At 67.3% G+C, this 17,264-nt stretch carries 13 protein-coding genes and 1 tRNA gene; 9 read left to right on the top strand and 5 right to left on the bottom strand.

Annotation, left to right across the window (positions count from 1 at the left end; genetic code table 11):
* Positions 1-526 precede the first annotated feature (526 nt).
* From OG738_RS27325 to OG738_RS27305, 5 genes are all read left to right on the top strand, one after another.
* Complete coding sequence (locus tag OG738_RS27325) at positions 527-1,684, top strand: branched-chain amino acid ABC transporter substrate-binding protein (RefSeq protein WP_329045119.1); 1,158 nt, start codon at positions 527-529, stop codon at positions 1,682-1,684.
* 112 nt (positions 1,685-1,796) lie between these two features.
* Entirely contained in the window at positions 1,797-2,759 is a 963-nt protein-coding gene (locus OG738_RS27320) for a branched-chain amino acid ABC transporter permease (RefSeq protein WP_329045117.1), read from the top strand.
* Positions 2,756-3,883, top strand: coding sequence for a branched-chain amino acid ABC transporter permease (locus OG738_RS27315; RefSeq protein WP_329045115.1), 1,128 nt, complete (start codon positions 2,756-2,758; stop codon positions 3,881-3,883). Before OG738_RS27320 ends, OG738_RS27315 begins: the two co-directional genes overlap by 4 nt.
* Positions 3,880-4,653, top strand: coding sequence for an ABC transporter ATP-binding protein (locus tag OG738_RS27310; RefSeq protein WP_329045113.1), 774 nt, complete (start codon positions 3,880-3,882; stop codon positions 4,651-4,653). Before OG738_RS27315 ends, OG738_RS27310 begins: the two co-directional genes overlap by 4 nt.
* Positions 4,643-5,356, top strand: a complete 714-nt coding sequence (locus tag OG738_RS27305; RefSeq protein WP_329045112.1) for an ABC transporter ATP-binding protein — start codon at positions 4,643-4,645, stop codon at positions 5,354-5,356. Before OG738_RS27310 ends, OG738_RS27305 begins: the two co-directional genes overlap by 11 nt.
* 45 nt (positions 5,357-5,401) lie before the next feature.
* On the opposite strand, the gene OG738_RS27300 is transcribed toward OG738_RS27305, so the two are convergent.
* Entirely contained in the window at positions 5,402-5,929 is a 528-nt protein-coding gene (locus OG738_RS27300; protein WP_442875812.1) for a hypothetical protein, read from the bottom strand.
* 33 nt (positions 5,930-5,962) lie between these two features.
* Entirely contained in the window at positions 5,963-6,577 is a 615-nt protein-coding gene (locus tag OG738_RS27295) for an ANTAR domain-containing response regulator (RefSeq protein ID WP_013227937.1), read from the bottom strand.
* A gap of 174 nt (positions 6,578-6,751) precedes the next feature.
* On the opposite strand from OG738_RS27295, the gene OG738_RS27290 reads away from it, so the two are divergent.
* Positions 6,752-6,825 (top strand) — tRNA-Leu (locus tag OG738_RS27290).
* Between the two features lie 894 nt (positions 6,826-7,719).
* Here OG738_RS27290 and OG738_RS27285 read toward each other — a convergent pair.
* Positions 7,720-8,115 carry a hypothetical protein gene (locus OG738_RS27285; RefSeq protein WP_329045107.1) on the bottom strand — a complete coding sequence of 132 codons (396 nt, stop codon included), beginning with the start codon at positions 8,113-8,115 and terminating at the stop codon, positions 7,720-7,722.
* A gap of 518 nt (positions 8,116-8,633) precedes the next feature.
* On the opposite strand from OG738_RS27285, the gene OG738_RS27280 reads away from it, so the two are divergent.
* The 3 genes from OG738_RS27280 (at position 8,634) to OG738_RS27270 (ending at position 10,876) form a co-directional block, all read left to right on the top strand.
* Positions 8,634-8,783, top strand: coding sequence for a hypothetical protein (locus tag OG738_RS27280; protein ID WP_329045106.1), 150 nt, complete (start codon positions 8,634-8,636; stop codon positions 8,781-8,783).
* A gap of 29 nt (positions 8,784-8,812) precedes the next feature.
* Positions 8,813-9,904: an IS630 family transposase gene (locus OG738_RS27275; RefSeq protein ID WP_329045105.1), complete on the top strand. Its 1,092-nt coding sequence runs from the start codon at positions 8,813-8,815 to the stop codon at positions 9,902-9,904.
* A 153-nt stretch (positions 9,905-10,057) separates the two neighbouring features.
* Entirely contained in the window at positions 10,058-10,876 is an 819-nt protein-coding gene (locus OG738_RS27270) for an alpha/beta hydrolase (RefSeq protein ID WP_329045104.1), read from the top strand.
* A 32-nt stretch (positions 10,877-10,908) separates the two neighbouring features.
* On the opposite strand, the gene OG738_RS27265 is transcribed toward OG738_RS27270, so the two are convergent.
* A complete protein-coding gene (locus OG738_RS27265) occupies positions 10,909-16,029 on the bottom strand; it encodes an SDR family oxidoreductase (protein WP_329045103.1) in 5,121 nt (1,706 codons plus the stop codon).
* The gene (locus OG738_RS27260; RefSeq protein WP_329045101.1) at positions 16,026-17,255 is read right to left on the bottom strand and encodes an acyltransferase domain-containing protein; all 1,230 of its coding nucleotides are present in this window, start codon (positions 17,253-17,255) and stop codon (positions 16,026-16,028) included. The genes OG738_RS27265 and OG738_RS27260 overlap by 4 nt, the downstream gene beginning before the upstream one ends.
* Positions 17,256-17,264 lie beyond the last annotated feature (9 nt).

Below are 17,264 nucleotides of genomic sequence, written 5' to 3'. Positions count from 1 at the left end.
ACAGCCGGCGACGGGTGCGGGTCCAACAGCCGTTCCGGCGTCCACGACAACCGGTGGTTGTGACGGCTGGGCCCGAACGAGCGGACTTTCGTGCAGACCCGCGGTCCCGGTGAGCGAGGGCGGGTCCCTTCGGCCCGCCCGAATCGGACGTAAGGTGCATCCCTACGGCGGTGCCCGCCTCGTGGGGCCCTCGCCAGGGTGAACACCGGATCGCCGGGAAACCGGCCACGCACCGCCCGCCGAAATGGGCGATGACATACTGCGGAAACACTGCTGTCACCCATTCGCATAACGAGCGCCGATACTTAGTATCGCTACGTGACCAGCGGCGGGCTGTAACGAAACGTCGTTCGGCTTTTCGTGCAATTCGTCTCGGTTGCGATCGTCACGATGTGGACACAGAGTAGTGAGGCCGCCTGTGCACATGACGGGCGAGAGGGATATCTTCCTGCCCTAACCTAGCCCCTGTGTCGGGGGCAACGCCTACCGGCGGCTGGTTGGTCATGGGAGGTAGTCGGTGTCAGGAGTGCGTTTTGGACGGGTTCTCGCCCTCGCAGCGGCGACGTCGCTGGCGCTGGCGGGCTGTGCCGGCGGCAGCAGCTCGTCGGGCAGCGGTGACAGCAGCACGCTGAAGATCGGGTTCATGGGCGACCTGACCGGGGAGAACTCCGGGATCGTGATTCCGCCCAACAACGGCGCGAAGCTCGCCATCGACGAGTACAACGCCACGAACCCCAAGGTGAAGCTCGAGCTGAAGAACTACGACAGCCAGGGCAAGCCGGAGCAGGCCACGTCGCTGGTGCAGACCGCGATCGGGACGGACAAGATCACCGCCCTCATCGGCCCCGCGTTCTCCGGTGAGTCGAAGGCCGTCGGCGGTGTCCTCGAGCAGGGCAAGATCCCGAGCGTGTCGCCCTCGGCGACCAACCCGGGTCTGGCCGCGAACGGCTGGAAGTACTGGCACCGCGTCGTCGCGAACGACAACGACCAGGGCCCCGGCATCGCGAACTTCCTCATCACGGCGAAGTCGCCGAAGAACGCCTACGTCATCTCGGACGACCAGGAGTACAGCGTCGGCCTCGCGGACGCGTTCGAGAAGACCTTCAAGGACAAGGGCATCACGACCGAGCGCGACAAGTTCGCCAAGGACGCGTCGGACTACTCGTCGACCGTGCAGAAGGTCAAGGCCGCCAACCCGGACGTCATCGCCTACGGCGGTTACTACGCCCAGGCCGGCCGGCTGCTCAAGCAGCTGCGTGACGGTGGCGTGAAGGCCACCTTCGCCACCGGTGACGGCTCGCTCGACCCGCAGCTGGTCTCCGGTGCGGGTGCCGCGGCCGCCGAAGGCGCCGTCGTCGGCTGCCCGTGCAACATCCCGGACCCGGGTGCCCCCGGCAACGACTTCGCCACCAAGTACAAGGCCAAGTTCAACGTCGACCCGGCCATCTACGCGACCGAGGGTTATGACGCCGCGACCGCCATCATCAACGCGGTCAAGGCGGGCAACACCACCGGCGAGAAGATCAACGACTTCCTGAAGACGGAAGACTTCAAGGGCGCGTCGAAGCAGATCAAGTTCAAGGACAACGGCGAGCCGCAGACCAACGCGATCTACGTCTACCAGGTCGTCGGCGCGGTCATCAAGAACCTCGGCGCCTCGACCGAGGCCAAGATCGCCGGCTGACGGAGCTGAAGTAACACCTCACGGGAGCGGGGGCGCTGTGGACGGCCACAGCACCCCCGCTCCCCGCCAATGTGGCGACCATCCTCGCCCCGTCAGGTAAGGCAACTACGTCATGTTCCAAGATCTGCAGAGCCAGTTTCTGGGCAGCACCATCGGCGGCCTGGTAGCCGGCTCCATCTACGCCCTGATCGCCCTCGGCTACACGATGGTCTACGGCGTGCTGCGGCTGATCAACTTCGCCCACTCCGAGATCTTCATGATCGGGACGATGACGTCCCTGTTCATCCTCATCTCCATCGCGCCGTCGGCGCCCTTCACGATCTTCTCGATGATCGGGATCCTGCTGCTGCTGATCGTGGTCTCGGCCCTGGTCTCCGGCGGGTCCGCGATCGTCCTCGAGCAGGTCGCCTACCGGCCGCTGCGCAAGAAGGGCGCGACCCGGCTCGCCGCCCTGATCTCGGCCATCGGCGCGTCGCTGTTCCTGCAGGAGCTGTTCGCGCTCATCGTCATCCCGGACGTCTTCGGCAAGTCGGGCCGCGTTCAGCAGTCCGCGCCGCGGTTCATCCCGCACGAGGAGCTGTTCCGCATCGGCAACGGCGTCGTCCGCACCGACCACGTCTTCGTCATCATCGGCGCGGTCATCGTCATGATCGTCCTCGACCAGCTGGTCCGCCGGACCCGGATCGGCCGCGGGATCCGCGCCACCGCCCAGGACCCCGAGGCCGCCGTGCTGATGGGCGTGAGCATCGACCGGATCGTCCGCATCACGTTCCTGCTCGGCGGGGCCATGGCGGGCGTCGCCGCGGCCCTGTTCGTCATGGAATACGAGAACACCGACTACCGCATCGGATTCCTGCTCGGCATCAAGGCGTTCACCGCCGCGGTGCTCGGCGGTATCGGCAACCTGCGTGGTGCCCTGCTCGGCGGAATCGTGCTGGGCCTCGTCGAGAACTGGAGCTCCATCTTCCTCGGCTCGGCCTGGAAGGACGTCACCGCCTTCGTCATCCTGGTGCTCGTGCTCATGTTCCGGCCCACCGGCATTCTCGGTGAATCGCTGCAGCGGGCGCGCGTATGAAAGGCAACGACGTGGTACACGGAAACGAATCCCCGGGCCGCCGGGGGTTCCACCCGATCGACGGCATGCGCGACTGGTGGGCCGGTGCGCCGCAGTGGCAGCGCTACGGCGTCTACATCCTGCTGATCGTCTTCGCACTGATCCTGCCCGCCCCGTGGATCGGTGCCTTCATGTCGCCGGACTCGGACTGGACCACGGTGCTGATCTTCCCGATCGGGACGTACATCCTGCTGGCCGTCGGCCTCAACATCGTGGTCGGCCACGCCGGCATGCTGGACCTCGGCTACGTCGCGTTCTTCGCGATCGGCGCCTACACCTGGGCGTCGATCGGCACCAAGTACGGCTGGTCGTTCTGGCCGACGGTGGTGCTCGGCATCTTCCTGGCCTCGGTGTCCGGCGTCATCCTCGGCGCCCCGACACTACGGCTACGAGGTGACTACCTCGCGATCGTGACACTGGGCTTCGGCGAGATCGTCCGGATCACCGCGAACAACACCGACGCCATCGGCGGCGCGCGCGGCATCACGAACGTCCCGCACCCGGAGCCGATCTTCGGGGTCGAGTTCTTCCTCGACCCGGCGCCGTACTACTACCTGATGCTGTTCGCGATCGTGCTCGTCGTCGTCTTCTCGATCCGGCTCAACAAGAGCCGCGTCGGACGGGCGTGGGCGGCGATCCGCGAGGACGAGGACGCGGCCGAGCTGATGGGCGTGCCGACGTTCAAGTTCAAGCTGCTCGCCTTCGCGATCGGCGCCATGATCGGCGGCTTCGCCGGCACGATCTACGCCAGCAAGGCCGTGTTCGTCGAGCCGAACAACTTCCCGTTCATCCTGTCCGCGACGATCCTGGCCGCGGTCGTGCTGGGCGGGGCGGGCAACCTGCCGGGCGTCATCCTCGGCGCGTTCGTCGTCGCCTGGCTCCCGGAGCGCTTCCGGAACTTCGCGGACTACCGCATCTTCGTCTTCGGCGCCGTCCTGGTGCTGATGATGGCGCTGCGGCCCGAGGGCCTGCTGCCGTCCCGGCAGCGCAAGGCCGAACTGCGGGAAGGAACCGGCGGCATGGGCACGATGGGCGCCGAAGTGGCCGGTCCCGACTCCGAGGCGTCGGCGGAGGTCGCCAAGTGAACACCTTGCTCGAATTCGACAACGTGACCATGCGCTTCGGCGGCGTGACCGCCCTGCGCGAGGTCAACATCAGCATCAACGAGGGCGAGATCTTCGCGCTCATCGGGCCGAACGGCGCGGGCAAGACCACGGTGTTCAACGTGGTCACCGGCGTCTACCACCCGACCGAGGGCCAGGTCCGCTTCGACGGCGACCGCGTCGACGGGATGAAGCGGTTCCGCGTCACCAAGCGCGGCATCGCCCGGACGTTCCAGAACATCCGGCTCTTCCACAACATGACGGCGCTGGAGAACGTCATGGTGGGCGCGGACGCGCACCACAAGACGGGCGCGATCGGCGCGGTGCTCGGCCTGCCGACGCACCGCAAGGAGGAGAAGCGGGGCCGGGAGCGGGCGCGGGAGCTGCTCGACTTCGTCGGCATCGGCCGGGTCGAGCACAGCGTCGCGAAGAACCTCTCCTACGGCGACCAGCGCCGGCTCGAGATCGCGCGGGCGCTGGCCACGGACCCGAAGCTGCTGCTGCTCGACGAGCCGGCCGCGGGCATGAACCCGGCGGAGAAGAACGCACTGCAGGCGCTGATCCGCAAGATCCGGGACGACGGCCGCACCGTGCTGCTGATCGAGCACGACATGGGCCTGGTCATGCACATCAGCGACCGGCTGGCCGTGCTCGACTTCGGCCAGAAGATCGCAGAAGGGCTGCCGCACGAGGTGCAGAACAACCAGAAGGTGATCGAGGCGTACCTGGGGGTGTCCGAAGATGCTTCTTGAGGTCGAGGACATCAACGTCCACTACGGCAAGATCGCGGCCCTCAAGGGCATGAGCATCCAGGTCGACGAGGGTGAGATCGTCTCCCTCATCGGGGCCAACGGCGCCGGCAAGACCACGACGCTCAAGACGATCTCGGGGCTGCGGCCGCTCACCAGCGGCCGGATCACGTTCAACGGCCAGGACATCTCGAAGACCCCGGGGCACAAGCGCGTGCTGCTCGGGATCGGCCAGTCGCCCGAGGGCCGGGGCGTGTTCCCCGGCATGACGGTGCAGGAGAACCTCCTGATGGGTGCCTACACCCGCAAGGACGACCTGCAGGCCGACCTCGACGAGGTCTTCGAGCTGTTCCCCCGGCTCGCGGAGCGGAAGAACCAGTTCGGCGGCACCATGTCCGGCGGCGAGCAGCAGATGATCGCCATCGGCCGGGCGCTGATGACGAAGCCGAAGGTGCTGCTGCTCGACGAGCCGTCGATGGGCCTGGCGCCGATGCTGATCGCGCAGATCTTCGACATCATCCGCGAGATCAACAAGCGCGGCACGACGGTGCTGCTGGTGGAGCAGAACGCCCAGCAGGCGCTGAAGCTGTCGGACCGCGCGTACGTGCTCGAGACGGGCCGCGTGGTCCAGAGCGCGCGCGGTGCCGAGCTGCTCAACGACCCGAAGGTGCGAGCCGCCTACCTCGGTGGCGACCTCGGCGTCTGATCGTCGTACGTCGGGGGCCCGGTGCTGCTTGCCGGGCCCCCGTTTTCACAGCTTGATGTCGGTGCCGTTGAGGTTCTTCATGTCGGTGATGGTCGGGCCGCCGAAGGCCCGGACGGCGACCGGCTTCCGGTCCTTGGGGATGTCCCAGTAGAGGTCGAACTCGACGCGCACGCTGTGCCCGAGGTCGAACTGACCGGGCTGGCGCTTGATCAGCATGGCCTGCTCGTCCGGCGGGTGGGTGGCGCCCCGGTCGTCGACCAGCAGCTGGCGTTGGGTGTCGAACAGGACGCTCGAGGTCCCGGTGTTGGTGACCACCAGCCGCAGCCGGACGAACTGGCCCGTGGCGGGGAATTCGGTGTGGCTCCCGGTGATGCTGGGCAACCCCGCGGCGAAGCCGATCAGGGTGAACTCGGTGTCGCCGTTCTTGGCGGGCGGCAGCTTGAGCGCGGTCTCGTCGGGCCGGACCTGCCGCGGCGGCAGCTCATACGTCGTCGGCGCGGGCGCGCTGGGCTCTTTGGCCGATTCGCACCCCGCGAGCAGCGTGAGGGCGACGACGACCGGCAGGAGTCTCACCAGGGTGATTCTGCCTGCCGACCGTCGGTCCGGCTAGCTTCCGATGCTCTCGACGACGGCCTCGGCGACGGCCTTCATGGTGGTCCGGCGGTCCATGGCGGTGCGCTGGATCCACCGGAAGGCGTCGGGCTCGGTGAGCCCCTGGCGGCTCATGAGCAGGCCCTTGGCGCGGTCGATGACCTTCCGCGTCTCGAGCCGGTCGGTGAGCCCGGCGACCTCGGCCTCGAGGGCCTGCAGCTCGGAGAACCGGCTGACGGCGAGCTCGATGGCGGGCACGAGGTCCCGCTTGGCGAACGGCTTGACGAGGTACGCCATGGTCCCGGCGTCCCGAGCGCGTTCGACGAGATCCCGCTGGCTGAAGGCGGTGAGGATGACGACGGGCGCGATCCGGTCACCGGTGATCTTGGCCGCGGCCTCGATCCCGTCCAGCTTGGGCATCTTGACGTCGAGGATCACGAGGTCGGGCTTCAGATCGGTGGCGAGGGAGATGGCCTGCTCCCCATCGCCCGCCTCCCCGACGACCTCATAGCCCTCTTCACGCAGCATTTCGACGAGGTCCAGCCGGATGAGCGCCTCGTCTTCCGCGACGAGCACCCGACGCTGCGGCACGGTGGCGGCACCGTTGGCCTCGGTAGCCTGATCGGTCACCGGGGTCCTCCTGAAGATTCGGCGGGACGGTGGGTCTCGCGGCTTTCCGCGAACCTGAAGCCTACCGGGAACGATCCAGAAGCAGAGATGGCGTTCACCACGTAGTGGCCGGCGCGACACCCCCGGCCCCGGTCACGGAGCGGGTCCGATGATCCCGTAGGGTTGTGGCCTCACGCCCCCGTAGCCCAACTGGCAGAGGCAACGGATTCAAAACCCGTCCAGTGTGAGTTCGAATCTCACCGGGGGCACGGAGATTTCCCAGGTCAGCGTCATATTTCCAGTCGAAGCAGCGACTCGGCGGACGCGTTTGCCCAGGTCAAGCCGTGTGAGTTCGAATCAGTCCGTCACAACGAACCCTTCGACGACGCGCACGTCCGGTCCCTCGCTTCAGCCGGCTCCAACTCACTCCTGCAGTAGCGTGCGAGGAGCACCGCGGCCTGATCGGCGGGCCGGCGATGCCAGCCCGTACCGCACGTCGTGAATGTGCTGTTACAAGGCGATGTAGGTACCTCGCCAGCGGATGCCCGCCCCAGCCTATTCCCCGTTCATCTCGGCTGCGAAGTCCAGCAACACCTTCGCGCCGAGCGTTCTGACGCTGTCGGCACCCGCACTGTGCGGGTTACGGAGCGCGGTAGCATTGCGCGGTGCGCTGATAGCGAGTGCGGAACGCCCGCTCCCGCTGCCACCGACCGACGACGACCACTTCGCAGAGGTCAGGCGCAAATTTCAGGATTGCCGCCTTGGTCGTGAGGCCCAGATGAGTTGCACGCCAAGGGGAAGGAAAGCGAGCAGTACCGTCATTCCGGCACCGGCAAGAAAACAGGTACAGCTGCGCCCGGGCCTCCGCGGACAGCTCACGAGATTGATTCCCGGCTGCAACCCACCCGCGGCGCGACCACCAAGCCATGATCCAGCGCCAAGGTGCGGACGCTCGTTTCAGTCTTCGGCGGGCACACCACCGTGCGGCCACCCCGGTCCTGGACCTAGTGTGACACGTGCACGAGCGCAGCGTCGAGGTCGCACCAGCGCAGGCCGGACGCCTCGCCGCGCCGCAATCCGAGCAACGCGACTACCCAGATGCAACTCATACTTTGGATGGCGACGCGCGTGCGCCCCAGGAACTCGCCCGTCTGCTGGGTGGTCTACACCGCCACCGGCGGACGCTCACCGGTGGCTCGCCAGTGCGCGACCCGTGCCTCGGTCCACACCACCGCGCGTGGCCGCCGCCCCGGCGGCAGCTCCACCAGGTGCGCCGGCAGGTGCGCCGGGTTCCGCTCGATCAACCCAACCCGGATCGCGCCGTTCAAAGCCGCATCCAGTGTCCCCGGATCCGCACGAACGTGGCCCGACGACAGCTGCCGTTCACGTGTCGCGTTCCCCCGGGCCAACGCCACGAACATCGCCTGCACCCGCGCCACGGTGCACGACCGCAGTGGCACACTCCCGAGGTACGGCTTCAGGTAGTCGTTCACTTGCTGGGTGTACAACCTGCGGGTGTTGAAGCTCAGGGTCTGGCGCATCTCGAGCCAGGTGTCCAACCACTGCCCCGCCGTCACCGCGGTCCGCCCCGGACCGACATCGGCTTGGAGCAGATACGCCCGCGCCTGCTCCGCGGCCGCACGAGACCGGAAGCCGCCACGACGCACCCGATGCCGCCGGCCGTCCCGACCACACGACAGCTCCAGGGAGAAATACCAACTCCGTGACCCCGCTCAGCCAACCGAAGACACCGGTCGCCTGGCTCACCCGCCGTCTTCTCCTCGCGCCTTACAGCCGCACGGTTTGTAGACCACCACTTGCCTCAACGCAACCTCCTCATCGATCGGCATCAGCGTGCGCCTGCGCTTCGTCGATCACCACACGCCGTCGGCGCGATAGCCTTTGACGAATGACCCGCGCTCAGGGCTCAAAGTCAAGGTGACCGTCGAGTCCGCGCGGCAGAAGGCCGAGATGCACCTTAGGTAAGCGTTCTCCGAGGCGTGCTCGTCGCGCTGACCCCGGAACACGGCGGCGTAGATGCCCAGATCGCAGAGCAAATTTCTGCTAGTTTCGTCAGGTGGGCGACGGACAGCGCAAGGTCACCGACAGTCCTCCTGACGAACCAGAAACGACCTACCGCTACATCGGCATGGTGGACATCGCCGGCTGGTTCGACATCGGCCGACCACCGTTGCCCGCTGGGGCACCGCTAGTGTCCTGCGCCTGAAATTCGCTATCTAATTGTAGGGTGCGGCGATGGTGGGTCGTGGACGGTCCAAGGTCGAGCTGGTCCTCAGCGATGATGAGCGCGCGACGTTGCTGCGGTGGGAGCGGCGGGCGAAGTCGGCACAAGCGTTGGCGTTGCGGTGTCGGATTGTGCTGGCCTGCGCGGAAGGCTGGTCCAACACCGAGGTCGCGGATCGGCTCGGGATCCATCGGATGACGGTGGGAAAGTGGCGTTCCCGGTTCGTCGCTCAGCGATTGGACGGGCTGGTCGATGAGGACCGGCCGGGCCGGCCACCGTCGATCACGCTGGACAAGGTCGAGGACGTGATCGTGACAACCCTGGAACAGACGCCCCGCAACGCCACGCACTGGTCACGCGCGTCGATGGCTGAACGGTCCGGATTGTCGCGCTCGACGATCGGGCGGATCTGGCAAGACTTCGGACTCAAGCCGCACCTGGCCGACACCTTCAAGCTGTCTACCGATCCGTTGTTCGTGGACAAGGTCGTCGACGTGGTCGGGTTGTATCACCACCCGCCGGAGCGGGCGGTGGTGCTGTGCACCGACGAGAAGAGCCAGGTCCAAGCCTTGGACCGATCCCAGCTGGTGCTGCCGATGATGCCGGGCATGCCTGAGCGGCGCAGCCACGACTATGTCCGTCACGGCATCACCACTCTGTTCGCGGCGTTCAACACCGCCGACGGCACCGTGATCAGCGAACTGCACCGCCGGCACCGGGCCGCCGAGTTCAAGAAGTTCTTGACCACGATCGACAAGACCGTGCCTGAAGGGCTGGACATCCATCTGATCTGCGACAACTACGGGACCCACAAAACTCCGGCGATCAAGGCGTGGCTGGCCAAACATCCCAGGGTGCATATGCACTTCACTCCGACCGGGTCCAGCTGGATCAACCAGGTTGAGCGGTGGTTCGCGTTCCTCACCGATCAGCTGATCCGTCGCGGCGTCCACAGAAGCGTTGCGGCGCTGGAGAAGGACATCCGCGAGTGGATCAAGGGCTGGAACGAAGACCCCCGCCCGTTCGTCTGGCGCAAGACCGCCGAGGAGATCATCGACTCGCTCGCACGATATTGCCAACGAATTTCAGGCGCAGGACACTAGGGCGACCCCGCCTCTTCCCGGAACCCAACGTCATCATCGGCCGAACCCTTCGCCTGAATCGAGAACACAGGCCGGAAGCCCTTGGTGGTGGAGCACTGTCGGCTCTTCACCGCCAAGATTCGAGATGTGGCAGGTGTGGCACGATGATCCTAAATGTCAAAGAGCGCCCTGCCTCCAACGCGCGGTATCAATTACCCATCCGTCTTCAATCGCAAGAGAGAGGTCACCTCGACCATGCCGACGTTTTTGCTGGTGCACGGTGCTTGGCACAGCGGTCGATGCTGGGATCGAGTGGTACCGCTTCTCGAGTCCGCTGGCCATAGCGTGATTGCGCCGTCACTTACAGGCACCGGAGACCGGGCTCACCTGCTCACCCCGGAAGTGGGGCTCGACACGCACGTAGACGACGTGGTCAGGCTGATCGACAAAGGCGATCTCGAAGACGTGGTACTCGTGGGACACAGCTACGGAGGCGGAGTCATCTCGGCCGCCGCCAACCTGGTGCCAGAAAGCATTGCGCACTTGGTGTACGTCGACTCAACTGCCCCGAAGGATGGCGAAACCGCGATCGACGCCCTACCGAGGTTGCAGAGGTTGATCGACCTCGCCGCAAAGTCCGCGAACCCGTGGCGCATTCCACCACCCTCAGAGCAGCCGCCACCGGTTGGCCTACTCGGGGTCGTCGCGCCTGCCGATATCGCCTGGCTGCGCACATTACTCTCCGATCACCCCGCGCGGTCCTTCCAACAACCGAAGCAGTTGGACAACCCAGCTGCAAAGTCGATTCCACGAACGCACATCCGTTGTATCGACGTGAACGCGAAAGTCACAATTCTGCCACCCGTCCCAGAACTACAGCCCAACGGCTCTCCGTCGCAGGTATGGTCGTTGCCCACCGGCCATGAATGCATGATCACCATGCCCTGCGAACTCAGTGATTTGCTAATCAGGACAGCCTCCAGGATTCGCTGACGGCAGCGATCATGAGTGCACGCCCAAGTGGATTACCTCGCCACCATCCCCGTTTGCCGGTCAAATTTCACAGACCCTTTCGAAACGGATGAAAGTCCGCAGAAGCGCGCCAAAACGGTCCCATTCGGCAACATTGCCACACCTTCATTAGACCCACTATCGCCAGCTGAATAATACCGCAACGCGACGTCGCCACCGCATCGATTGCTCCAGTCCCGGTCGTTTCCCGCGGCGTGAATGTCGATCATGGAAATAGCGGTCGGCACGACAGCCGTGATCGTTTCCGAATCTTGACCGTCAAGCACGGAGGTACGCAACAATGCGTCCAGAGCAACGCTCGGCACGGTGAAGTCGTCCAACCGCGTTGCGTGACGGGACATCCCGAATCGTGCCGAACCGCCGTCCTCATGCAACCTGGCGTCGCGCAGGCCACCGAAAACTCCCTGCAAGTGAAGGGAGCCACCGAGTTGATAGACATCCGGCACCGGGATGCCAAGTGGCCTCGCTACCGTAACCCGGGGGGCGGGTGTGTACTCCGCAGCAAGGTGCACGGTCATTCGCGCGTGTTCGCGAGCGGGCACGCGTCCTGGCGGCGCGCTGTTGAGGCACACGCGGATCACGTCGCCGTCCCGGGTGGCAGTGACCACGAGGTGACGTGGCCAGGATGCGCGAGGCGCGCGGATGAACGCCGACAGCACGACGTCGGCGAAGCGAACAGGCACCAACCCGGGACTGATTGCGGTCGCGGCTTCCGCGGCGATTTGCAGCATGACCGTGGCCGGAACGGTCGGACGCTCGTCAACAAGGTGGTCGAGTAACCAAGGGTGCTCGACCACGTCCAGCACGCACCGCCACGTGGCCGTGGCGCCGTCAGTGTCGGGCGGCGAGGTGAGGAACACCGGCGGTCGAGTGCTCGCCCGGTGACGCAAACCGGGAGCGCGGCGGTGCAGCGTCGACCATTCCGCCTCGCCGAGCCAGGTCGCGGCTAGCGCTCCACCGAGGTCGTGCCGCCCGGCCAGTTCGTCGCGGAACAACTCCGTGCCTTGCCCGTCGGTGAGGGGCGTGAGGCCGGTCAGGCCCGAAGTGAACGACGACCCGGTGGCGTAACCGGACGCAATACCCGATTCCACCCACAGCCCGGAGAGGATGGCCAGTTCGTCGCGCCCCGCTGCCCGACTGGTGGCGGCCGACAGCATCAGGTACTCGTTGCCCGCCTGGTAGTCTCCTTCTCCCGGCACTCCAACGAACGCAACGACGGAGCTCAGTCCGCACCACAGCGCCGGTGGCCGCGTGGCCAGCGCTGTGCGCAAGTTGTGGTCACCACGCACCTTCACGTCACGAACGAGCCGGTAGTCATCGAGGGTCTTCCGGATGAGGGCGGTGCTGTGGAGCAGTCCGGCGCCGTGCACGACGACATCGACACGACCCTCGGCGTCGACCACCTCGTCGATGACCGCCGCTACCTGGGCGCCGTCACGCACGTCGCACCGACGGTAGTGCACGCGGTCTTCACCGAACCGCACGCGCAGGTCCTGGATGGTGCGGGCGCGCTCGGCGGCGCGCACGGACTCGTTGAAGCGGCGGTCGAGTGAAGCCAGCTTCTCCCCGGGATAGCGGGCCATAAGCTCACGAAGGGCGGCGGGCTTGTCCGGCAGGTCCACCAGAGCGCTCGGGTCTGGCTCCGGCGCCGTACCCAACAGCCAGACCCCTTGCGGGGAGCGACCGGTGAGCAGCTCGCTCACCAGCCGAGCGGTAATTCCCCGCGCGCCGCCGGTGGCCAGTACCACCGGGTTCATGACCATCCCGGAGACAGTGTCTTCCGTATCGGCCTCGTTCACCGGGCGCGGTACTGGTACCAGTTCGTAGCGGGCGCCGGCACGCAAGTAGGTGACCGGAAGGTGCCGATGGTGCCCGCTTTCGGCGGCCAGTGCGGCCAGCCCGGCCGACAGGTTGTCGGAGTCGGTTATCACGGCGAAGGCCGCGCAGCCGGTCAGTTCCTGCTCGACGCTGCGCAGCAACCCCGTGCTGAGCCCGGTCTCCGGGCGCGGCACCTCGCCGTCGAAGCCGTCGAGCAGCAGCACGCCGAGGCTCCCGCCCGCGTCCAGCGGCCCGGCCATCGCCCGAATCACAGCGAAGGCGAGGTCATTGGCGGTGAGCGCTTCCTCGAACGTCCCGCCCGCGGTCAGCACGATCCGGACGTGCTGTGCCTCGCTCGCGCGCACGAGTGCGTCGACGTGCGCAACATCGGTGTCGAGCCCGAGCACGGTGGCGGACTGCCGGTCGAACGCGTCCGCCTTGTCCGTGACAACGAGGCAGTTCGGCGGAATCGCCGGCATTTCCGGATGCTCCGGCCGAGCCGGGGCCGGCCACAGCTCGAGGACGTGCCGAGTGAGCTCTTCCCGCAGGCTGGTGCTTCGGCCGTTCTGTTTTGCCACGGTGACGACGACGGCCGGGGTGCGGTCGTCCTGCTGGTTGGCGAGGACGCTCTGACCGGTGGTCGTGTGCAGTACCTGCAGCAGCTCGAATGCACCTTCCGCGCCGTGGTACACGCGGTCTCGGCCGATCGCTGCGTGTCCGGCACCCGGCCGGCCGACATGGACTGTCGCCAGCTCGGGCAAATCATGACTCGTCGCGGTGCTGCGACGAGTCAGGACGACGCCGGCGGCGCCCTCTGCCGACTCGCGGCCTTCTCTCGGTTCCGCTTGCTCGGCTGCCGCGGAGACACCGACCACGAACGCGAGGTCGGTATCGCCGTCGCGCAACGATCGGGTGGCCGTGACCAGTGCCGAGGTGAACGAGTCCAGGCCTGCGTCGAGTGACATGTTTGGTCCGTGCAGATCCAGCCGCTGGGCGATCCTGGCTGCGACGATGTTGGGCATCAGGCCGGTATAGGAGTCCTCGGTCGCGGCGGGCACCACGGTTCGGGCGGGCTCGGCGACCAGGTCATCGAACCGGTCGATGCCGCCGCGGGCCGCCAGGCCGGCGAGGTAGGCGCGGGTGTCACGGCGCACCGCGGCCGTCGTCGGCCCGCTGTGCCCGACGAACACGGCGGTCCGCTCGGCCAGTCCGGTACCGCTGAACCAGCCGGCAGCCAGCGCGTCCGCGCACCGGACCGCGATCACCTGGCTGAGATCCATCGCGGCGATCGCCGACGGGGCGAGCCGCATGTCCACCGGAGACGGCAACGGGTAGTCTCCGGGAAACCTCGTGGGCCAGCTCGCGGGACCGCCGCACAGCCACTCGCGTACTCGCTCGTCGTCGGGGCCACCCGGCAGGTGCGTGGCCCACCCGGCGACGACGACGGGGTCTTCGGTGACTTCAGCGGCGTCGTCTCGAGCGTCGGGAGGCGTCGCCGGGACAGTGTCGCTGATCAGCAGGTGCCCGTTGGTCCCGCCGAAGCCCATGGCCGAGATGGCGACCGTGCGCGGGCGGTCCCCGGCCGGCCACGGGATGTCCAGGGTGGGAACGGTGATGGGCACGTCGCGGCCAAGCCCGGCCGGCAGGCCGCTGAAGTGTCGTTGCGCGGGGATGCTCTCGTGACGCAGTGCCAGCAGTGCGTGCACGGTGGAGACCGCGCCCGCGGCCCACCCGGGATGGCCGACCACCGACTTGTTGGACGACACCGTCCAACTGCCGCCTGACCCGGCCAGCTCGCCGAGCACGGAAAGTTCCGTCCGATCGCCGGTGGGTGTGCCCGTGGCGTGCGCGATGACCCAGTCGATGTCGGCTGGAGCTACGCCCGCCGCGGCCCACGCCCGGCGCAGCGCAATCCGCTGGCCCACCGGGTTCGGCGCGTAGATGGCCTTCCCTTTGCCGTCAGACGAGCCACCGAAGCCGGTCACATAGCCAAGTACGGTGTCGCCGTCGGTACGTGCACGCGACAGGGTTTTGAGCACGAGCACGGCCGCACTGTCTGTGAACAGCACGCCGTCGGCGCGGGAGTCCAGCGGCCGAACCTCGCCCGAGCGCGACAGGCCGCGCAGTTTCGAGAACAGCACGAGGTTCTGCACGCCCAGCGCGAAGGCACCGCCACACACCGCGACGTCAGTCTCACCCGCCCGTAGTACCCGCGCCCCGATGTCGATGCTGTAGAGCGACGACGAACACGCGGCGTCCAATACCACGACTTCGGTGCCGGCAGGCAAGTCTGCTGCCGCCCGCCGGGCGATGCGATAGGGCAGCATTCGCTCAGGAGAGTCGGTCGCTAGCGGGTACAGGTCGCGCAATCGCCGCTCGGTCGCCGCGTCGAACCGGTCGCCGAGTAGCCTGCGCACCTCCCGGACGACCAGGCTCTGTTCCAAGTGGTGGCTGCCACCGACGGTGAGGCCCACGGCGAACAGGTGTCGATGCGATGCCGATGTGTTCACCGTGGACATGGCCTGGGCAATGCTGCTTCGCAACCAGCGCTCGGTGAAGTCCTCATCGGGATCGGGACTGCCGTGGGGCACCATGAAGCCCGACACCCGTGAGTAGGTGTGGTCGTCCTCGTCGGGATCCGCCGACCAGACGTGGTCGAGGTCGATGCGCGTGCCTGGCTCGCCGAACACGGTGAGGTCGCCGTGCAGCAGCTTCCAGAACTCATCCGGGGAAGCCGCCCTGGGCAGCACGAGACCCATCCCGACTACTGCGACCACGTCCGAATCCGTGCCGCGCAGATGAACATCCGGTTCGGCCGGCCCGGGGCTGGTGCCGGCGGACGGGCCGATCAGTGCGGCGTCCACAGTGAGGCACTGGCCGCTGAGCGGGGCCGCGAGAGGATCGGTCAAATACACCAGCGCCGCGGCCACCTCGGCGCCGATCGCGCGGTCCTTCGGACCGGCCACGGCGATCGCATTGACCCGGGTTTCACCTGCCAGCTGCTCGACAGCAGCACGCACGGCGGCAGGACCACCGCGCGAAGCCCCATCCCCCGGAGCGCCGGTCCGTGTGTCGGCGACGATCACCGCAATCGGGCTTTTGGCCACCGCTGCCGCGCGGCAGACCTCGGACATCGGATACGTGGCCGGGTCCGCGACGTGCACCGCCACCGCGTTGGCTGCGACGGGCGTCCCCGGTGCCACCGATGAGGCCTCGACTCCGGCCGCGGCGAGTGAACCGATGATCTCCCGCGCGAGCGCTCCTGCCCCGACGATGACATGCCCCCGCGTGTTCATCGCGTCACTTCCTCAGCGGTCAGGATGGCCGTGACCGTGCCCGCGAGCTCGGCCAGCGTGGCATGAGCGATCAGCCGCCCGTCGCCGGCAGAGGCGGGCAGCCCGAACTCCGCCCTGACCCTGCCCAGCATCTCGGCCTGCTTGAGCGAGTCGATGCCCAGGTCGGCCTCCAAATCGGCCTCAGGCTCGACTGCTTCGAGGGGGTACTGCAGTACCGTCGCGTACAACATGCGAAGCCGCTCAGCCACCTCCGCGACGCTCGAAGCCGTCGCGGCCACGGGGAGGGGGGAGGCAAGAGCGGCCGGAGTGTTCTTCGATTCGGGTGTCTCGGCCGGTGCGACGACCCTGACCGAGGGCACGCAGGCTTCCACCAGCTTGCCAAGGCCGCTGTGCCCGCACTCGATGACCGTCCTCATCCCTTCGGCGTGCAGGGCTCGGATCGCGGCGACGAAGTCCACCTGCGTGGTCAGGTGCCGGACCAGCAAAGCGCCCAGGTCGTCGGAATCGTCGACGTATCCGCGCAACAGCGGGGAGTAGACCGGCAGCTGTAGCGGCCGTTGCCGGACACTCTTGACGTCCTCGGCGAACTGTTCGGCAGCCAACGCCATCCCAGGCGAGTGGTAGGCGTACGGCGCGGGCAGCCGAACCGCCCTCACCCCGAGCGCCCCGGCCACTCCGCGCACCACGTCGAGCGCGCTGTCCGGCCCCGCTACGACGGTGCGTGCCGGCGCGTTGAGCACCGCGACTCGCGCCCGCCGGTCACCCACGGCGGCGACGACGAACCCGGTTCGGTCGGCAGGCAGATCCATCGAGAGCATTCCGCCCGGCTCGGTCGCGCGCTCGGCCAGAGCGACCGAACGGTGGCACACCAGCCGGAAACCGTCCACGAGGTCGAAGGCGCCCGCGACGGTGAGTGCGGCGAGTTCGCCCAGACTGTGGCCGACCAGCACGTCCGCGGTTCCCTCGCGGGCCGCCAGGTGGTACTCACCCACCGCAGCGGTGAACACCAGCAGTTGGAGAGTGAACGGGTCAGCTGTGGCCAGCTCCGCCGCGGCCGGGGTTGCGGGGTCGAGCAGGTGGTGCCGAACGTTGGGCCGGCCGAACTCGGCGGCCGTGGCGTCGACCGTGTCGAGGAGCCGGTCGAGCTCGGCAGAACTGCGCTCGCCGGCGAACATTCCGGGGCGGAAGGCCCCCTGGCCCGCTAGCAAGACCGCCGTCTTGGACATATCGGATCT

The sequence above is a fragment of the Amycolatopsis sp. NBC_01488 genome (assembly GCF_036227105.1).
Lineage (GTDB): Bacteria > Actinomycetota > Actinomycetes > Mycobacteriales > Pseudonocardiaceae > Amycolatopsis.
The sequence above is the reverse complement of the archived record's forward strand: the minus strand, read 5'-3'. Positions and strand labels throughout refer to the sequence as shown.